13 protein-coding genes, 1 tRNA gene and 1 other RNA gene are annotated in these 17,613 nt (G+C 67.2%); 7 read left to right on the top strand and 8 right to left on the bottom strand.

Annotation, left to right across the window (positions count from 1 at the left end; all coding sequences use genetic code 11):
- Positions 1-3 precede the first annotated feature (3 nt).
- Positions 4-1,290, bottom strand: coding sequence for an aspartate kinase (locus tag GVV77_RS05700; RefSeq protein WP_201291367.1), 1,287 nt, complete (start codon positions 1,288-1,290; stop codon positions 4-6).
- Positions 1,291-1,506: 216 nt separating this feature from the next.
- Between GVV77_RS05700 and GVV77_RS05695 the strand changes: the two genes are divergently transcribed.
- Both GVV77_RS05695 and GVV77_RS05690 read left to right on the top strand, forming a co-directional pair.
- Positions 1,507-2,439, top strand: a complete 933-nt coding sequence (locus GVV77_RS05695; RefSeq protein ID WP_159617197.1) for an ABC transporter ATP-binding protein — start codon at positions 1,507-1,509, stop codon at positions 2,437-2,439.
- Entirely contained in the window at positions 2,436-3,569 is a 1,134-nt protein-coding gene (locus GVV77_RS05690; RefSeq protein ID WP_159617196.1) for an ABC transporter permease, read from the top strand. The genes GVV77_RS05695 and GVV77_RS05690 overlap by 4 nt, the downstream gene beginning before the upstream one ends.
- A gap of 57 nt (positions 3,570-3,626) precedes the next feature.
- On the opposite strand, the gene recR is transcribed toward GVV77_RS05690, so the two are convergent.
- The 5 genes from recR to GVV77_RS05665 all read right to left on the bottom strand — a co-directional run bounded on the left by recR (position 3,627) and on the right by GVV77_RS05665 (position 11,089).
- A complete protein-coding gene (gene recR, locus GVV77_RS05685) occupies positions 3,627-4,223 on the bottom strand; it encodes a recombination mediator RecR (protein WP_159617195.1) in 597 nt (198 codons plus the stop codon).
- Between the two features lie 81 nt (positions 4,224-4,304).
- Positions 4,305-8,168, bottom strand: a complete 3,864-nt coding sequence (locus tag GVV77_RS05680) for a DNA polymerase III subunit gamma and tau (protein WP_159617194.1) — start codon at positions 8,166-8,168, stop codon at positions 4,305-4,307.
- A 9-nt stretch (positions 8,169-8,177) separates the two neighbouring features.
- Complete coding sequence (gene gluQRS, locus GVV77_RS05675; protein ID WP_201293182.1) at positions 8,178-9,101, bottom strand: tRNA glutamyl-Q(34) synthetase GluQRS; 924 nt, start codon at positions 9,099-9,101, stop codon at positions 8,178-8,180.
- A 68-nt stretch (positions 9,102-9,169) separates the two neighbouring features.
- An RNA gene (gene ffs, locus GVV77_RS05670) (signal recognition particle sRNA small type) lies at positions 9,170-9,265 on the bottom strand.
- 366 nt (positions 9,266-9,631) lie between these two features.
- On the bottom strand, positions 9,632-11,089 hold the full coding sequence (locus GVV77_RS05665) for an HNH endonuclease signature motif containing protein (RefSeq protein ID WP_159617192.1): 1,458 nt from the start codon (positions 11,087-11,089) through the stop codon (positions 9,632-9,634).
- A 96-nt stretch (positions 11,090-11,185) separates the two neighbouring features.
- Here GVV77_RS05665 and GVV77_RS05660 point away from each other — a divergent pair.
- A tRNA-Ser gene (locus tag GVV77_RS05660) sits at positions 11,186-11,270 on the top strand.
- Positions 11,271-11,406: 136 nt separating this feature from the next.
- On the opposite strand, the gene GVV77_RS05655 is transcribed toward GVV77_RS05660, so the two are convergent.
- Complete coding sequence (locus GVV77_RS05655; protein ID WP_159617191.1) at positions 11,407-12,327, bottom strand: oxygenase MpaB family protein; 921 nt, start codon at positions 12,325-12,327, stop codon at positions 11,407-11,409.
- Positions 12,328-12,508: 181 nt separating this feature from the next.
- On the opposite strand from GVV77_RS05655, the gene GVV77_RS05650 reads away from it, so the two are divergent.
- A complete protein-coding gene (locus GVV77_RS05650; RefSeq protein ID WP_159617190.1) occupies positions 12,509-13,024 on the top strand; it encodes a glutathione peroxidase in 516 nt (171 codons plus the stop codon).
- A gap of 65 nt (positions 13,025-13,089) precedes the next feature.
- Here the strand turns inward: GVV77_RS05650 and GVV77_RS05645 are convergent, their stop codons facing one another.
- A complete protein-coding gene (locus tag GVV77_RS05645; protein ID WP_159617189.1) occupies positions 13,090-13,959 on the bottom strand; it encodes a hypothetical protein in 870 nt (289 codons plus the stop codon).
- A gap of 114 nt (positions 13,960-14,073) precedes the next feature.
- On the opposite strand from GVV77_RS05645, the gene GVV77_RS05640 reads away from it, so the two are divergent.
- The 3 genes from GVV77_RS05640 to GVV77_RS05630 are packed head-to-tail and all read left to right on the top strand — an operon-like array spanning position 14,074 to position 17,584.
- On the top strand, positions 14,074-15,087 hold the full coding sequence (locus GVV77_RS05640) for a LacI family DNA-binding transcriptional regulator (protein ID WP_159617188.1): 1,014 nt from the start codon (positions 14,074-14,076) through the stop codon (positions 15,085-15,087).
- Positions 15,084-16,616, top strand: coding sequence for a sugar ABC transporter ATP-binding protein (locus tag GVV77_RS05635; RefSeq protein ID WP_159617187.1), 1,533 nt, complete (start codon positions 15,084-15,086; stop codon positions 16,614-16,616). Before GVV77_RS05640 ends, GVV77_RS05635 begins: the two co-directional genes overlap by 4 nt.
- Positions 16,613-17,584 carry an ABC transporter permease gene (locus tag GVV77_RS05630; RefSeq protein ID WP_159617186.1) on the top strand — a complete coding sequence of 324 codons (972 nt, stop codon included), beginning with the start codon at positions 16,613-16,615 and terminating at the stop codon, positions 17,582-17,584. Before GVV77_RS05635 ends, GVV77_RS05630 begins: the two co-directional genes overlap by 4 nt.
- The last annotated feature ends 29 nt before the right edge of the window (positions 17,585-17,613 follow it).

Raw genomic sequence — 17,613 nt, 5'->3', positions numbered from 1 at the left:
GCGTCAGCGCCCGGTGCCCGCGTACACCGTGGCGGTGGCCTCGCCGTCGAGCTCGAAGGCCGCGTGGACAGCCCGGACGGCGGTATCGAGCAGTTCGGCGCTCGTGACCACCGAGATGCGGATCTCCGACGTCGAAATCATGTCGATGTTCACGCCGGCGTCCGAAAGCGCCTTGAAGAACTTGTAGGACACCCCGGGGTTGGACCGCATGCCGGCGCCGATCAGCGACAGCTTCCCAATCTGCTCGTTGTAGTCGACGGACTCGTATCCGACTCGCGCCTGCGCCTCGCCCAGGGCGGCGAGGGCCTGCGCTCCATCGACGATGGGCAGCGTGAAGGAGATGTCGGTGCGGCCCGACCCGTGGGTCGACACGTTCTGCACGATCATGTCGATGTTCGTGTGGGCGCCCGCGATGATTCCGAAGATCTCCGCGGCCTTGCCGGGGATGTCGGGAACGCCGACGACGGTGACCTTGGCCTCCGAGCGGTCGTGTGCGACGCCTGAAATGATTGGCTGTTCCAAGGGCTCTCCCTCTTGAATCTTGATTTGGTCATCGGGGCTGGGCAGAACCCAGGTGCCCTCATGGTCGCTGAAGGAGGACCGCACGTGCAGGGGAACCCCGAACCGGCGGGCGTACTCGACGCTGCGCAGGTGAAGGATCTTCGCCCCGGAGGCCGCCATTTCGAGCATTTCCTCGCTGGAGATCGTGTCGATCTTTTGGGCGGACGGCACGACGCGCGGATCGGCGGTGTAGATGCCGTCGACGTCGGTGTAGATCTCGCAGACGTCCGCGTTCAGCGCCGCCGCCAGGGCGACCGCGGTGGTGTCGGAGCCGCCGCGGCCCAGCGTCGTGATGTCGTTGCTCTCCCGGCTCATGCCCTGGAAGCCGGCCACGATGGCGATGTCGCCCTTTTCGATGGCGGTACGGATCCGGTGGGGTGAGACGTCGATGATGCGCGCCTTGCCGTGGATGGCGTCGGTGATCATGCCGGCCTGGCTGCCCGTGAAGGACTGGGCGGATGCGCCGAGCCCATGGATCGCCATGGCCAGCAGCGCCATGGAGATGCGCTCTCCGGCGCTCAGGAGCATGTCCATTTCGCGCGGGTCAGCGGTTCCCGAAACCTGGGCGGCAAGGTCGAGAAGCTCGTCGGTGCTGTCGCCCATTGCGGAGACCACAGCGACTACCTGGTTGCCGGCCGCCTGGGACTGCACGAGACGCCGGGCCACGCGCTTGATACCTTCGGCGTCCGCCACCGATGACCCACCGAACTTCTGGACTAGAAGGCTCATGCACTCGCTCACTGACATCGTCGGAATCTGCTGCAGTGCGGCGCTTCGGTGCACGGCACAACGGCCGGGCCGGCCCTCGCCCGCGGAGTGCCACACGCAGCCAGTCTAGCGGCGGGCCGAAGCGGCCCTCCAATTGCATGACCGAATATGGACGGCCCGTCAAAATATCTCTGCGAACCTCCACCGATTCGGCGCCGGTTGGCATAGGGTCACGGGATGACCAACGAATTTGGGGGAATCGTTGTGCACGCCGCCGCACGGAGCTTTGGCTCGGTGCAGGCCGTCCGGCACATCGATTTCGAGGCCCCACCCGGTGAAGTAACCGCCCTGATCGGACCCAACGGCTCCGGCAAGACAACCCTCCTGCTCATCCTCGCATCGCTCCTTGCCGTCGACTCCGGCTCGGTGCGGGTGGGCGGGATCGACCCGGTGGCCGACCCGCAGGGGGTGCGCAGGCTTGTCGGCTGGATGCCCGATTCCCTCGGCAGGTGGGACTCCCTCTCGGCACTCGAGGTCCTCACCACTACCGGGGCGCTCTACGGGATGTCTCCGGAGGAACGGACCGCCCGTGCCCACGAACTGCTTGAAACGGTGAGCCTCACCGAGTACACCCGCCAGCCGGCGCGGGTGCTCTCCCGTGGCCAGCAGCAGCGGCTCAGCCTGGCCCGTGCCCTGATCCATGACCCGCAGGTCCTCCTTCTCGACGAACCGGCATCGGGCCTCGACCCCGGCTCCCGGGTGGATCTGCGGACCCTGCTGCGGACCCTTGCCGCCGCAGGCAAGACGGTTGTTGTCTCAAGCCATGTGCTGTCGGAGCTTGACGAGATCGCCGACCGTGCCGTCTTCGTCAGCAGGGGCGAATCGGTCCGCAGCCAGACCCTTGACGAGGCCGGAAACCAGGTGCGGCGCTACAACATCCAGGCCGAGCCGATGGACGCCCTCGCCGCGGAACTCTCCGGCCATGGGATGCGGTTCGAGGAGCGCGGGGATTCCCGGCGGGTCGAGTACCAGGTGCTGCTCGACAGCACCCAGCAGGCGGCGTGGCTCCTGCGCACCCTCGTGCTTGCGGACGTCGCCGTCACCGCCTTCGCGCCGGCCGGTGGCGCGCTCGAAGAAACCTACATGAGCCTGGATACGGACAGACGATGAGCGTGAAGATGCAGCAGCCGCCGCAGATGGCGGACGAACGAACCCTTTCCACCCGGTCCGCCGTCGGAACGGTGTTCGGCCTGGAGATGCGTCAGCGCCTCCGCGGCCGAGCCTGGTACATCATGCTCGCCGTGTGGTTTGTGGTGATCGGGGCGGTCTTCCTCCTCGCCCTGGCCACGATGGGCTCGTATATGGATATCGGCCCGATGCTCTTCGACCTCGTGGTCGGATTCGTGCTGTTCTTCGGACTACTCGTGGCGCCCGGTCTTTCCGCAAATGCGGTCAATGGTGACCGGGCGGCCGGTACCCTGGCGGTCCTGCAGGTCACGCTGCTGACCCCGGGCCAGCTGCTCGCCGGGAAGTGGCTGGCCTCCTGGGTCGGCTCCCTGGCGTTCCTTGTGCTCAGCGCACCGTTCATTTTTTGGGCGCTGGCCCTGGGTGGGGTGCCCGCCTCCGAGGCTTTCATTTCGCTGGGCATGCTCGCCCTTGAGCTGGGTCTCGTCTGTGCCATCGGCGTCGGAGTTTCCGCTATCGCCAACCGGCCCCTGTTCTCCATTGTGGCCACCTACATGCTAGTGGCGCTGCTGTCCCTGGGGACGCTCATCACCTTTGGGCTGAGCACGGCGCTGGTGATGGAGGAGGCCGAGGTGACCACCTCCTACTACAGCTACCCCATGCCGGCCGAAGACTTCGACGACCAGAGCCCGGAGCCGCAGCCCGGGGACCCTGAGTGCACCACGGAAACCTTCGTGCAGCCGGTGGCCCACACCGAACGGATCACGTGGATGCTTGCCGCCAACCCCTTCGTGGTGGTGGCCGACGCGGTTCCCTACTCACGCAGCACCCCGGGTGCCGGTCAGTCCGGCGACTTCGGCTACGTCGAAAGCTATCGACCTCCGGGCGTGATGGAGGGAATCAGCCAGCAGGTCCGGGACTTCCAGGCGGGCCCCGACTACAACGTCACCTGTGCTGAGTCGCAGGGACTGGCCCGCGACGTCGACGACAAGTTCCCGATCTGGCCGCTGGGGCTCCTGCTTCAGTCGCTGCTGGCCGGGAGCCTGCTGGTGCTGGGCCACCGCCGTCTGCGGACTCCGGTACGGAGACTGGCGCAGGGCACCCGGATCGCCTGATGATTCTGGCGGTCCCTCGCGCAGGGACCGCCAGAACCTGGGAGCTCCCAGGTTCTGCTAGGACATGGAGCGGCGGCCCTCGAAGGCGCGCCCGAGGGTCACCTCGTCAGCGTATTCGAGGTCTCCGCCGACCGGCAGGCCGGACGCGAGCCGGGTCACCGGGATGCCGATGGTCTTGAGCATCCGCACCAGGTAGGTCGCCGTCGCCTCCCCCTCGAGGTTGGGGTCGGTGGCGATGATGATTTCCTTGATCTGATCATCGGAAAGCCGGTTGAGGAGCTCCCGGATGCGCAGCTGGTCCGGTCCGACTCCGGCGATGGGATTGATGGCGCCGCCGAGCACATGGTAGCGGCCGCGGAAGGAGCGGGTGCGCTCCACCGCGATGACGTCCTTGGACTCTTCAACGACGCAGATCATCGAGGGGTCGCGGCGGGTATCCCTGCAGATGCCGCAGGTTTCCTGCTCGGCGACGTTTCCGCAGATCGCGCAGAACTTCACGCGCTCCTTGACGGTGGTGATGGCGTTGACGAGCCGTTTCATGTCGTCTCCGTCCGCCTCAAGGATGTGGAAGGCGAGCCGCTGGGCGGACTTCGGTCCTACACCGGGGAGGCGACCGAGCTCATCGATAAGCTCTTGAACCGCGCCTTCGTACACGTGACCTTCTTCATTGTTGGATGTTGCGGGTGGGCGAACGATGCATCGGTCCGCCCCCAATTCTTTGGGGTGCCCCGCCTGCTACTGGGCGTCGATTCTACGCTCCTCGACGAGCCGGCCGTTCAGGATCCGTTCGATCGCCGACCGCCCGACGAGACCGGTTTCCTCGATCGTCTCATCGTCGGCGCTGGGAACGTCTTCGACGTACCTCAAGTCTACGGTTCCGGACCCGGCCGCGGCCTCCTCCGCCCGCTTCCTGGCTGCTTCATCGAGCAACCGCTGGTACCGGCTGATGGGTTTGGTGGACGTCTCGGGTGCCGGGGCAGGGGCATCCTGGGAACCACGTGCAGCGGCATCCGGAGACTGGGGCTGAGCCGATGTCTGTGGCTGGCCTGGGGCCTGCCGCGGGACGGGCGACTGCGGTTGGACCGGTGCCGGTGCCGGTGTCTGCGGTTGGACTGGTGGCTGCGCTGGTCCTTGCGGCCGGCCGTCGCCTGGTCCCGAGAAGGAGGTTGCTGTCGAAGTCGAAGTCGAAGCCGAAGCTGGTGCCTGGGAGGTGGCCTTTGCCTGCGGCCGCGCCGGGACGCCAGTATGAGCCTGGGCCGGAGCGGCTGGCTGCGGGCCATTCGCTGTCTGGTGGCCCTGGGGCTGGGAGCCCTGTGCCTGTGACGGTAGCCCTTGTGCCTGCGGTGGTACCCCTTGTGCCTGCGTCTGAACCTGCGCCTGATCCTTCGGCTGGACCGGTGACTGCGGCCGTGCCGATGTGCCGGAGAAGCCCTGCGCCGGAGCGTGGGGTGCGGCGTGTGCACCAGCGGTCTGCGCCGGCACCTTTGGCCCAGCCGGTGCACGGCGGACTGACGATGGTTCCTGCGGCAGCGATGGAGAGGCGGGTGCGCCGGGGGCGCCGTCGTGTCCGGCGCCCGGATCGTACGCATCCTCGGGGGGCTCGATCAGTGCCCACGAGTCGTCATCGGGGTCCGGGTTCTGCCAGTACGGAGGCGGCTCAGAACTCGGTGACGGCGCGCTGTCATTCCGCGCGGTCCGGGGTGCAGAAGGTCCGCTGGCCGAGTTCCCCTGCGGTCCTGCACCCGGGCCTGCGGTCGGTCCTGCGACCGGTCCTGCACCCAGGCCTCCCTGGCCGGTCGGCGGCACAGCGCGGCCGTCGGTTGGACCCCTGCGGTCGCCGGTAGGGACCGTGGGGGCTCCTGCTGACGGACGTTTTCCACGGGAAGGCATGTCGCTGGTTCGAGGTGAGCCGTGTGCGGATGAGCTTGGGGTGGGTAAGCCGGGCGCGGACGCATCGGGCGCGGGCAAGCCCGTCGTGGGTGAGCCGGGCGCGGATGGGCCCGTCGTGGGTGAGCCGGGCGCTGATGATCCCGGTTTAGGTGAACTCGGCGTGCGTGAACCCGCCGCAGATGAGTCGGATGTTTTCGGTCGACGGCCGGGGCCAGCCGCACCACTTGCGGGGCTGGCGGGATTGGCCACCGAGCCCGTTCGCTCGTGCGGCTGCTGGGGGTGGGGAGAGGCTCCCAACGGGTTGGGCACACCGGGAGCAGTCGATGGGGCTGCCGGACCAGGAGCAGCGCCCATTGGTGCCGCCTGCGCAGACGGCTGCGCAGGGGGCTGCGCCTCGGGTCGGTTGGGCGCGGCGGCAGGGCCGGCCGGAGACGCTACGGGCGCGCCCGAACGCTGGGAGAGGGATCCTGCGGCCGAGGGCGACCTAACCCCGGGGTTCGACTGCGGGTCGGGAGTGCCCTTAGCCGGCGTTGGCCGGCTGGCCGGTACTTTTGGGTCCGACTCACCCCGACCCGGACCGTCGAGGATGGCCTCGATCATGCAGTCGAGCCCCAGGACCTTCTGGATGGCTTGGCGCACGTTGTCCATATGCGGCCCGCGCTGGAAGGCTATGGCATTCCCCGGAGTGGTGAAGGCGAGGATTAGTTTATTGCCCTCCATCGACCGCGGCTTGGCATCGACATTCACATTCAGCCAGGTGATCCGCTTGATCTTCGCGAGTTCATCCATGATTTCCGGCCAGGCGCGGCGGACCATCTCAATCTGTCCTGAACCGCCCGGGGCCGAAGGCGCTTCGGCGGGGGTGGCCTGGGCTGGCCGCTCCGGAGCTCCAGAAGGAGTCCCGGTGCCCGGATCGACGGCGGGGGCCGGGCTGTGCGCGGCGGGGTCTGCAGCGGAGCGGTTCACCGGTGCACGGTCGGCGGAGGGTTCGGCCGCGGGTGCCGCGGGTGCAGCTGCCGCGGGTGCAGCTGCCGCGGGCGCAGCAGGCGCGGGGGGTTCGCTGCCCCAACTGTTGCCCCAATCAGCCGACGCGGCGGCCGGCGAGGGCGAAGGAGCCGCTGGGGCAGCACCGGTGGGCGTCGCGTCGGGTGCGGCGTCACTGCCCTGGCCGCGCCGTGGTTCGGGCGCGGAACCGGCCCGGGCAGCCTCGCCGCGCGCTACCGCCGGTGACGCTGCCGCCGGTGACGCGGTGTCCGGCGTCGGGGTGGCCGGCGCCGCAGTATCGGCAGTCCGGCTGTCCGAAGGGCGGTCACCCGCCGTCGTCGGCCCCGATGCCATCGTGACTGGTGAAGCACTTGATGCCGGGGCGGGTGGCGAACCGGCTGCCGGGCGGGTTGCACCTCCGGCCGGAGCCGACGGTGTACCGGCCGTGCCGCGTGCGGCGACCTGCGCGCCATCGGCGGCAGCGGTCTCAGCGGGACGGCCCGGTCCCTGACCCACTGTGCGTGCCGGCGGGGTCGCTGTCACCGGAGCCGGTTCGGTGCCGGCGTAGGCGAGCCGGCGCTCGATCCGGTCGACCCGGGCAAGGGTTCCGCGCACCGACTCGTCAGCGGCGGGCAACAGGATCCGTGCGCACAGCAGCTCGAGGTGCAGCCGCGGCGACGTGGCTCCGGTCATCTCGGTGAGCGCGGTGTTGGTGATGTCGGCGGCGCGGGACAGTTCACCGGCGCCGAGCTGATTCGCCTGGGTCCGCATGCGGTGCAGCTGGTCCTCGGGGATGCCTCGCAGGACGGAGGCTGCACCCTCAGGGACGGCGTTGATGACGATCAGGTCGCGGAAACGCTCGAGGAGATCCTCAACGAATCGCCGCGGGTCGTGACCGGTCTGGATCACCCGGTCCACTGCGGTGAAGACGGTCGCGGCGTCCCCGGCAGCGACGGCGTCGACGACGTCGTCAAGCAGTGTCGCGTGGGTATAACCGAGCAGGGAGACGGCCAGTTCATAGTCAACGCCGGACTCGCCCGCGCCCGCCATCAGCTGGTCGAGCACCGAGAGGGAGTCGCGCACGGATCCACCGCCGGCCCGCACCACCAGGGAGAGCACGCCCGGAGCAACCGGCACGTTTTCCTGCCGGCACAGCAGCTCGAGGTAAGCCATCAGCGGTTCCTGCGGCACAAGCCGGAAGGGGTAGTGGTGGGTCCGCGAGCGGATCGTCCCAATCACCTTGTCCGGCTCGGTCGTCGCGAAGATGAAGAGGATGTGCTCCGGTGGCTCTTCGACGATCTTGAGCAGGGCATTGAAGCCGGCCGAGGTCACCATATGGGCCTCGTCGATGATGAAGATCTTGTAGCGGTCACGGACCGGGGCGAAGGTGGCGCGCTCGCGGAGGTCCCGGGCGTCGTCAACACCGCCGTGGCTGGCGGCGTCGATCTCGATGACATCGAGGCTGCCGGAGCCGTTGCGGGCCAGCTCGACGCAGCTGTCGCACACACCGCAGGGTGTCGGCGTTGGGCCCTGTGCGCAGTTCAGGCAGCGGGCGAGGATGCGTGCCGAGGTGGTCTTGCCGCAGCCGCGGGGACCGGAGAACAGGTAGGCGTGATTGACCCGGCCCTTTTCGATGGCGGCCATCAGCGGGTCGGTGACGTGCTCCTGGCCGATCACGTCCGCGAAGGTCTCGGGGCGGTACCGACGGTAAAGGGCTGTACTCACAGATGAACCTTATCGGTTGGGGGTGACGGAACGCATTCCGGTGGAGGAGAAGAGGGAAGGCTCGACGATCCACGGATCGCGGGGGAGCAGGTCCGGATCGAATTCCTCAAGGACGGAACTCAACGGGCCGGGCGGCAGGTCCAACGATTTCAGGATGACGGCGCGGACGGCCTCGACCGGGAGCCCCTCCGCTCCGAGCGCTTCCAGGGTCACCGACCCGTCCCGCTTGGCGAGCCTGCGCCCGTCTTTGCCCAGCGCGAGCGGCACGTGCGCATACAGCGGAACCGGAACGCCGAGCAGGCCGGCGAGGTACGCCTGGCGCGGGGCCGAGCTGAGAAGGTCCCCGCCGCGCACCACCTGATCGATTCCCTGCTCGGCGTCGTCGACCACGACCGCGAGGTTGTAGGCGGGCACGCCGTCATTGCGCCGGACCACGAAGTCGTCGACGGGACCGGTGTACTCGCCATGCAACAGGTCCTGAATGGTGAGGGCCTCGACGCCGGCGTGCAGCCGGAGCGCGGGCGGCCGCTCACGGCGGCGGAGCTCGCGCTGGGCGTCGGTGAGGTTCCGGCAGGTTCCGGGGTAGACACCCGGTAGCGCGTGGGGAGCGGTAGCGGCCTCCGCGATGTCGCGGCGGGTGCAGAAGCACTCGTACAGCAGGCCCGCCTGCGTCAGGGCCGCGATGCTCGCCTCGTACCGCGGCAGGTGCTCGCTCTGGCGGATGGGCGGTGAGTCCCAGTCCAGACCCAGGTCCGAGAGCTCCCTAAGCTGGGCCTCCTCGGCGCCGGCGCGGGCAGTGTCGAGATCTTCGATGCGGAGGAAGAAAGGGCGTCCTGTGGACCGGGCGAACAGCCAGGCGAGGATCGCCGTCCGTAGGTTGCCGAGGTGCAGCTCGCCGGAAGGGCTTGGCGCAAAGCGTCCCGCCCCTGGGATCGTCTCCATGGTCTAGCTCCCTCGCCGCATTCCCTGCCAGGGGGTCGGCCCATTCGGCCGACGGTTAAAGTGAAGACCCCCCATGCACCTGCCAGAGCCCGCTTACCCTTGCTACCTTCCGGTCCTGGGGGAGTTCACAGGATGACACCACATGAGGGGCCGGGAAATAGTCTACAGGAACTTCAGGACTGCTCCTGAGCCCGACGCTGGCCCCGCGTTGCGCTTCAATTTGGGCACCTCCAGTGGGCAACGGCGACGGCGGTATGGCCGCGCGCTTACCATTCCGGCGGGTTGCATGACTAGGACGGCGGTGGGTCGTCAGTCGACGGCGACCGTCAGGTCGGGCGTCCATGGGTCTCCGGCGGGTGACATGACTAGGACGGCGGTGGGTCGTCAGGCGACGGTGACCGTCAGGTCGGGTATCCATGGGTCTCCGGAGGGTGCGAAGAAGACTAGAACGGCGGTGGGTCGTCAGTCCGTGGAGACCGTCAGGTCGGGTATCCATGGGTTTCCGGAGGGTGCGAAGAAGGCTAGAACGGCGGTGGATCCTCAGCTGGCGGTGGATCCTCAGCCGGCGGCAAGTGCCAGGCCGACCCGGGTGTCCGCCCCGACACCCGGGCCGACGCCGACGCCTGTCCGGCATCGGGGTGCACCGCGGCAGGGGGATCCTCCGGTCTCGTCGAGTAGTTCCTTCCGGTTGGCGACGTCCAGGCGAGCACCCCTCCGGGATGCTGCCGCACCGACCATCCGGCCTCGTGTTTCATGCGGTGGTGCTTGGGACAGAGGCAGGCGAGGTTCCCGGGCCGGGTCCTTCCGCCGTCTTCCCAGGGGACTGTGTGGTCGAGGTCCGCCGTGGCCGCTGACCGGTTACATCCCGGATACCTGCAGGTCTTGTCGCGGACGCGCAGGTAGGTTTTGAGGTCCGTCGGTACCCGATATCGGCGCCGGCCGACGTCGAGCACCGCCGAATCTACCGGATCGGTGAGCAGCCGCAGCAGGGAAGGTGCATTTGCCGCGAGTTTCCGGGCGATACTCGCCGGGATCGGGCCGTACCCCTCAAGGTCGCCGGGCATCTTGCTCTCTCCAAGCAGGGACAGCACCGGAACCGTTACGAGCACCCGGGGCCGAATGCCGCTCAGAATCCCCTCCTCCTGCAGGGACGGGTTGTCCTGGATCACCAGACCTGCCAGCGCATCCGCACGCAGCTGGGCCAGGGTCCGCGCCTCGTTCGGGCCCTGCGCGGCGCGTGCGGCACGGGTCAGCCGGTCGAACATGGCAACGGCAATTTCGGCGCCCAGGAACGCGCTGAGGTAGGCCATGCCGTCCGGAGCCGGTTCCAGCCAGACGGCCCGGTCGGCCTCGGCCTTGGTGCGTCGTTCGGCGGCTGCCTCAGGGCACATCTTCTCCCGCAGCCGTCGGGCCCGGACCGCGAGCTGCGGACGGGTCAGGTCCGGGGCCACCCTCAAAAGGGATTCCTCATACCCGGCCCGTTCGTCAGCAGGAATGCCAGTGCTTTCCCGGATGATCACCTGTGCGTGCTGGTAGTTGATCGTCCCTGAGCTCAACGCCTCGAGTGAAGTTGGGAAGTCTTCGACCAGTGCGGTCGATTCATTGAGGAGGAATCCGGCGGTACCCTCAGGAATGTTGAGGACGCACGCGGTCTCACTGACGGCGTTCATCGACGCCAGGCGGTGCTCGACTCCGGACGGCGCGCGTTCGGTCATCGAGGTGCCGACGCGGTGAACGATTTGGGCCTTCAGGGCGGAAAGCCACCTCTCCAGCCGCGCAACCTTCTCAAGGGTGTCAACAGCCTCACCGGCATTCAGCTCAGCGATGGCAGCAGGGTCAAGGGCCGTAAGCTCGTGCGCAAGCCACAGCGGCTCGTTCTCGAGGTACGAGAACAAGCCGTCCTCGAGGGTCGAACTGGGCGCCGTCCACTCTGGATCGAAGGCTTCGTCGGCCTTGGTTTCCGGTGCTGGCTGGACCATGCCTATAGTCCATCACCTCCCTCTGACAAAACAGGCGGATGGCGCCGATTCGGAACCTGACCCATGTTTAGGTATTCTGGTATCTGCTCCAAATTAGGAGGATTCGCCTAGCGGCCTATGGCGCACGCCTGGAACGCGTGTTGGGTTAACGCCCTCGGGGGTTCAAATCCCCCATCCTCCGCAGAAAATAAGCCCCGGTCTTCAACGGCCGGGGCTTATTTCATGCCCTCAGGGAGGCAGGTACCTGAGAGCCGGAAGCCTCGATCCATCCACTCGTGGTCCTCAGCCCGGCGTCCGTCCCGGGCCTGGAGCCTCCGTCACGCAATCCGTCGGCTGGATCCGGCTGCCCGTACCCGCGCGATCCGCCGGCGGGCGGCGGCCTCGCTTGGCCCCTCCGGCCCCAGCCCCAGACGCACCACCTTCAGGACAACATGGGTTGCCGCCTTGACCGGTAGCGGGATCGGCCCGAGGGAAGGCACCCGCAACCCGAGCATCTCCCGGTGACGCGGCTCAAGGGTCGCGACCGCCGCAGCGAACAGCACTCGATAGCCGAGCCGCTGCGAGGCAGGCAGGGGAGGGCGCCTGATGTACGCGAGGGCCTCCTGGACCTGATCGCTGTTCGTCAGCTCAGGGTCGAAGGCGAACAGTTGTGCTGCCAGCTCCGCTTCCGAACGCGGTGGCGACTCAACCCCCATGAGCTCACCGGCCTGCGCCCATTCGGCGACGTACTGGTCGCCCCCGCCGGGGATGGGCCCCCCGTAGGCCTTGTGCGCGGCGAGGAACGCATCGGTGAAGGCGAGGTGAACCCAGCGGGCGAGCGCAGGATCAGCGGCCGAATACTCCCGGGTGGTGCCGCGGCTGTCGACGTAGGTGCCACGGACCCGTTGATGCAGCCGCTGGACGAAGGCGGATCCCTCCTGCGCTGTGCGCCGGGATCCGTAGGTGACGGTGAAGATCCACCGGATGGTGTTGGCCAGCCGCCCCAGGGGGTCCTCCCGAAATGAGGAGTGCGCATGGACGCCTGCCATGGCGCCGGGATGGAGGGTCTGGAGTAGCAATGCGCGGATCCCGGCGACGAGCGGGGTCATCGAGCCGTTAACCGCCCACACAGCCGACCCGGGAACGAAGTAACCGACGTCGTCGCCCTGTTCCAGATCCAACTGCCACTGCGGAATAGCAGGATCGCCCGCGGTGAACGTGGTGCGCAGCTGAGTGCGCCATGCCGCAACAAAATCCATCAGCATAGGTCTCCCTGAAAAACCGGCGCGGGCAGAAATGCCGCTGACCTCTTTCACGAAGGCCACGGCCGCGGAGTTCCCTGCCTGAATTCCCTCCCCTAAGTTCCCTGCCCGGGCATCCCATCCGAAGGGCGCCCAAGAACGAAGATCCTTCACCGGTAACGACCAGTGAGGAGCAGCCATGCCCACAAGTGACCTCTACGACATCGAGTTGGCCATGAATGACGGCACCACGCGGTCCTTCGGTGACTTCCGGGGCAACATCGTTCTGGTGGTCAATGTGGCGTCGAACTGCGGGTTCACTCCCCAGTACGAGGGACTTGAGCGGCTGTACCGGAGGTACGAGGCGGATGGCTTCGTCGTGCTCGGCGTTCCCTGCAACCAGTTCATGAATCAGGAACCGGCGAGCGACGACGAAATCCGGTCCTTCTGCTCGATGAATTTCGGCGTCACCTTCCCCCTTACGCGCAAGGCAGATGTGCGCGGGAAGAACCAGCACCCGCTGTACGCCCGGCTGACCGAGTACAAGGGCGCCGGCCTGTCGAAGTCGGTGCTGCCCGGGCTGGTGAGGTGGAACTTCGAGAAGTTCCTCATCAACCGTGAAGGTGTCATCATCGACCGATTCGCCCCCACCGTGGAGCCCGACGCCCCCCAGATTGCCGCTGCGATCGAGTCCTGTCGAAAGGCCGCCGCCTAAGCAGCGCCCTACCGGGCAAGGACGGCGACGCAGCCTGCGAGGAAGGCCGCAGCCCGAGCGCTGGCCTACTTGGCGAGGACGGCGACGCAGCCTGCGAAGAAGGCCGCTCCGGCCTCCTCGTTGACCAGGCCCTCCTCGATGAGGATCGGGTACGGCTTCTCCGGCACTCCGTCTGAGGGCCGGACGTCGACGTGGGCGACGTCGTAACCCTTGGCGAAGAGGTAGTCCGCCATCGCGTAGTCGGTCCGTGAGTCACCGACGGTCCGCCAGGTGGTGGGAACCTCACCAAAGGGAGCCAGCAGGGTCAGTGCCCGCTCCGCGCCGAGGTCCTTGCCCAGCCGGACCGATTCGATGTCGGTGGAGATGATGGTGGGGTCGATGCGGTAGCCGATCTCTCCGTTGCTGTCGGGCCGCTCATGGCCCAGCCGGACTCCGCCCATGTCGTAGCTCGCAAGGATGTCGAGTGCATCGGCGTCGAATTCGGTCTGGCCGGCCAGGTAGTCGGCGCTGCTGACGTCGAGCGACTGCTCAACCGAGACCATCGCGCGCTTGGTCTCATCGAAGAACATCAGCGCCGAGTACTTCTCCTCCACGAGGTCCCGGACGTCGTCGCCGAAGCTTGCGGGCAGGGCAAGTTCCCCGTCCACGTGAACTTCATCGGCACCGTCGGCGTCGAAGCTGAACCAGGATGCCCCTTTTTCGCACACCGCGTGGAAGCGGACTCCGGCCGGGATTCCGGCGGCCATCATCGGTTCCATCACCTGTTCCCGGATGAACGCATCCGAACGGCCGGTGTTGAAAATCACGGGCCAACCAGCGGCCGCCAGCGTGAGTAGATTGTCGATGATCTGAGACGGGACTGTGCGGGTGAGGGGGCTGGCGACGGGGCCGTCGACGTCGAGGAGCAGGCCGAGCGGAGCGAAAGAGGAAGGCATGCTCCATTATGTTCCGCCCGAGCCCCTGCACCCAGTTGACGATCCACGTGATCTCGCCCATACTTGTGGAATCGGTTCCATGGAATCGATTCCACAATGGCGTAGGGAGCACAGGTGCGGGCCGTAACGATCGAGGACGTCGCCAAGGCGGCCGGTGTCTCCAAGGCCACGGCGTCCCGCGTCCTCTCCGGCCACCCTGCCACCTCACCCAAGGCACGCAAGGCCGTCGGGGCCGCCGTGGAACACCTCGGTTTCCGGCCCAATGCGCAGGCGAGATCCCTCCGGAAAACCCGCACGCAGACGATCGGACTTCTCCTGCCCGACGTCCGCAACCCCTTCTTCGCCGACCTCGCCCACGCCGTGGAACAGCGGGCCCGGGACTTCGGCTACCTCACCCTGTTCGGCAACGCCAACGAAAGTGTCGAGCAGCAGGACCGCTACATCGAAGTCATGCTGTCCCAGCGGGTCGACGGCGTGATCGCCGCTCCGCAGGGAGACGAGGAAAACCTCGCCAATCTGCTGGGCAGCGGCGTCCCGGTGGTGTTCGTGGACCGCGTCCTCGACAACGCCGACATTCCCAGTGTCACCCCCGACAATGTCACCGGCATCCATGAGGCCGTCCGCCACCTCGCCTCCCAGGGGCACCGCCGCATCGGTTACATCGCCGGCCCCCAGTCAAGCTCCACCGGGAGGGAACGCCTTACCGCCTACCGGCAGGCGATCGCCGGCACCGGAGCGGACGACGCCGAGGAGCTCATATTCTTCGGAGACTTCCAGGCCGCGAGCGGAGCGGCGGGAGCGCGGACGCTCCTCGAGCTGGCAGACCCTCCCACGGCACTGCTCGCGGCGGACAGCCTGATGAGCATTGGCGCCATCGCTGTCTGCAACCAGCGCGGTGTGGCCATCGGCTCGGGCATTTCCTTCGTCGGCTACGACGACATCGAGGCCTTCACCCTCCTCAATCCCGCCCTCACAGTCATCGCGCACGACGTCGACGCGATGGGACGGATCGCCGTTGAAATGCTCACGAGCGTCATCGCTGGCGGGTCGCCCGCCTCCCGCGTGCTCCCAAGCCGCCTGATCGTCCGCGGTTCCACCCCTGAACCCGAGAGAGGACAACACCCATGAGCGGCAACCCCATCCTGACCCTCGACAATGTGACCAAGAAGTTCGGCCCTGTGACAGTGATTGACGGCGTGAGCGTCAACGTGCTGCCAGGCAGGGTGCAGGTGCTGCTGGGCGAGAACGGCGCGGGCAAGTCGACGCTGATCAAGATGATGGCCGGAGTCCACCAGCCCGACGGCGGCAGGATCCTCATTGACGGCAAGGAAGTCCACCTCCCCGACACAAAAGCGTCGGAGAAGCACGGTATCGCCACCATCCACCAGGAACTCAATCTCGTGGGGTCAATGAGCATCGCCGAAAATATAGCGCTGGGACGGATGCCCAGCCGCTTCGGCCTCGTGGACAAACGCAAAATGAAAGACGACGCCCGTGCGGCCCTGGCCCTCATCGGCCTCGACCTCGACGTCGACCAGCACGTGGGCGGACTGGGCATCGCCCGTCAGCAACTCGTCGAGATCGCGAAGGCGCTGAGCCTCAACGCCCGGATGCTGATCCTCGACGAGCCCACCGCCGCACTGACCAAGCGTGAAATCTCGGCGCTGTTTTCGGTGGTCGAGGACCTCCGGGAGCGCGGGGTGGGCATGGTCTTCATCAGCCACCACCTCGACGAGATCGAAGCGATCGGGGATTCGGTCTCCGTGCTGCGCGACGGGAAATTTATTGCTGAAGTGCCCGCGACAACGAGCGAAGACGAACTCGTGCGCCTGATGGTGGGCCGTGATATCGACAAGCAGTTCCCTCGGCGCCGGGAGTTCAGCGGCGCGCCGGAGACCCTCCTCGAGGTCAGCGGCCTCAGCACGAAGGGGATGGTGAACAACGTCTCCTTCTCGGTGCACGCAGGCGAGGTTGTCGCACTCGCAGGACTCGTGGGCGCCGGTCGCACCGAAGTGGTCCGGGCGATCGCCGGGATCGACCCGTACACCTCGGGCTCCGTGAGGGTCCGGGGCAAGAAGCTCCCACCGCTCAACGTTGGTGCTGCGGTCCGCGCCGGACTAGGCCATGTTCCCGAGGACCGCAAGGTGCAGGGACTCGTGCTCGGTGCCGCCGTCAACGAGAACATCGGCTACGCAACGCTCGCTGCGACGGCGAAGGCAGGCATTGTCGACTTCGCAGGTCAGCGCCGGCGGGCGCAGGAGGTCGCCGACAGGCTGCGGATCCGGATGTCCGGGCTCGACCAGGCGGTCGGAGCACTGTCCGGAGGCAACCAGCAGAAGACTGTGTTCGCCCGGTGGATCGTCGCAGGATCGACTGTCCTGCTGCTCGACGAACCAACCCGCGGCGTCGACGTCGGTGCCAAAGTCGAAATTTACGAACTGATCAACGCGATCACCGCGGCCGGAGGTGCCGTCGTCATGGTCTCCAGCGAACTGCCGGAGGTGCTCGGCATGGCCGATCGGATCCTGGTGATGAGCGGGGGGCATATCGCGGGAGAAGTGCCGGCGGAGTCCGCCACCCAGGACGCCGTGATGTCCCTTGCCGTCCGTGACGTAAAGCGCGAACTCGAAGACAAGCAGATGAAGGACGAATCATGAACAAGGTAGCTGCCCGACGAGGGCTCGGAGGGGCGACGTTCGCGAAGTTCCTCGCCAACAATGGAGCATTGGTTGGACTGTTTGTCCTCGGGCTCGCGCTCTTCATCGCCACACCGGACTTCCTCACCGGCCCGAACCTGCTCAATATCGGGATCCAGGCCTCAGTGATCGCGGTGTTGGCCTTCGGGCTCACCTTCGTGATCGTTGCCGGTGGAATCGACCTCTCCGTCGGATCCGTCGCTGCGCTCTCCGCGATGGGATCGGCGTGGATTTTTTCACAGGCGGATCTGCCCGGATGGCTTGCGCTTGGCGGAGGGCTTCTCTTTGGAGCGCTCAGCGGCGCCGTCAGCGGCCTCGCCGTGGCGTTCGGCCGGCTCCCCTCGTTCATCGCCACCCTTGCGATGCTCAGCATCGCCCGTGGCCTCACTCTCGTCCTCTCCGAAGGGCGCCCCATCCCCACCGCCCCTGCGGTGTCGTTCCTCGGCAGCAACATCGGACCGGTACCCATGCCGATCGTCGTCCTCGTTATCGCGGGACTCGTTGCTGCCGCGATCCTCAATTTCACGGTCATCGGCCGTTACATGTATGCCGTTGGCGGGAACACCGAAGCCGCCCGGCTCTCCGGGATCCCGGTGCGCCGCGTGCTGGTCACCGTCTTCGCCCTCTCCGGATTGTTCGCCGCGCTGGCGGGGCTGCTGCTGTCCGGGCGGCTGGACTCGGCGCAGCCGCAGGCGGCCGTCGGTTACGAACTTGACGCCATTGCCGCCGTCGTCATCGGAGGTGCCTCCCTCGCCGGCGGAGTGGGCCGGATCAGCGGCACCCTGATCGGCGCGCTGGTCCTTGTGGTCATCCGCAACGGCCTCAACCTGCTCAACGTCTCCTCCTTCTGGCAGCAGGTGGTCATCGGCGTCGTGATCGCCCTCGCCGTGGGCGTCGACTCGCTGCGGAGAAAGAGCGCACGCCACTAGACCTTTTCCCACCGTCCAACCCACCAACA

The organism is Arthrobacter zhaoguopingii, assembly GCF_009828605.1.
GTDB lineage: Bacteria > Actinomycetota > Actinomycetes > Actinomycetales > Micrococcaceae > Arthrobacter_D > Arthrobacter_D zhaoguopingii.
The sequence above is the reverse complement of the archived record's forward strand: the minus strand, read 5'-3'. Positions and strand labels throughout refer to the sequence as shown.

Bases quoted from the DNA above. Each gene is read 5' to 3' on its own strand.
- GVV77_RS05655 (WP_159617191.1), bottom strand. From the start codon at position 12,327: ATGGATTTTGTTGCGGCATGGCGCACTCAGCTGCGCACCACGTTCACC.
- GVV77_RS05690 (WP_159617196.1), top strand. From the start codon at position 2,436: ATGAGCGTGAAGATGCAGCAGCCGCCGCAGATGGCGGACGAACGAACC.
- GVV77_RS05645 (WP_159617189.1), bottom strand. From the start codon at position 13,959: ATGCCTTCCTCTTTCGCTCCGCTCGGCCTGCTCCTCGACGTCGACGGC.
- GVV77_RS05700 (WP_201291367.1), bottom strand. From the start codon at position 1,290: ATGAGCCTTCTAGTCCAGAAGTTCGGTGGGTCATCGGTGGCGGACGCC.
- GVV77_RS05665 (WP_159617192.1), bottom strand. From the start codon at position 11,089: ATGGTCCAGCCAGCACCGGAAACCAAGGCCGACGAAGCCTTCGATCCA.
- GVV77_RS05635 (WP_159617187.1), top strand. From the start codon at position 15,084: ATGAGCGGCAACCCCATCCTGACCCTCGACAATGTGACCAAGAAGTTC.
- GVV77_RS05695 (WP_159617197.1), top strand. From the start codon at position 1,507: ATGACCAACGAATTTGGGGGAATCGTTGTGCACGCCGCCGCACGGAGC.
- GVV77_RS05650 (WP_159617190.1), top strand. From the start codon at position 12,509: ATGCCCACAAGTGACCTCTACGACATCGAGTTGGCCATGAATGACGGC.
- GVV77_RS05630 (WP_159617186.1), top strand. From the start codon at position 16,613: ATGAACAAGGTAGCTGCCCGACGAGGGCTCGGAGGGGCGACGTTCGCG.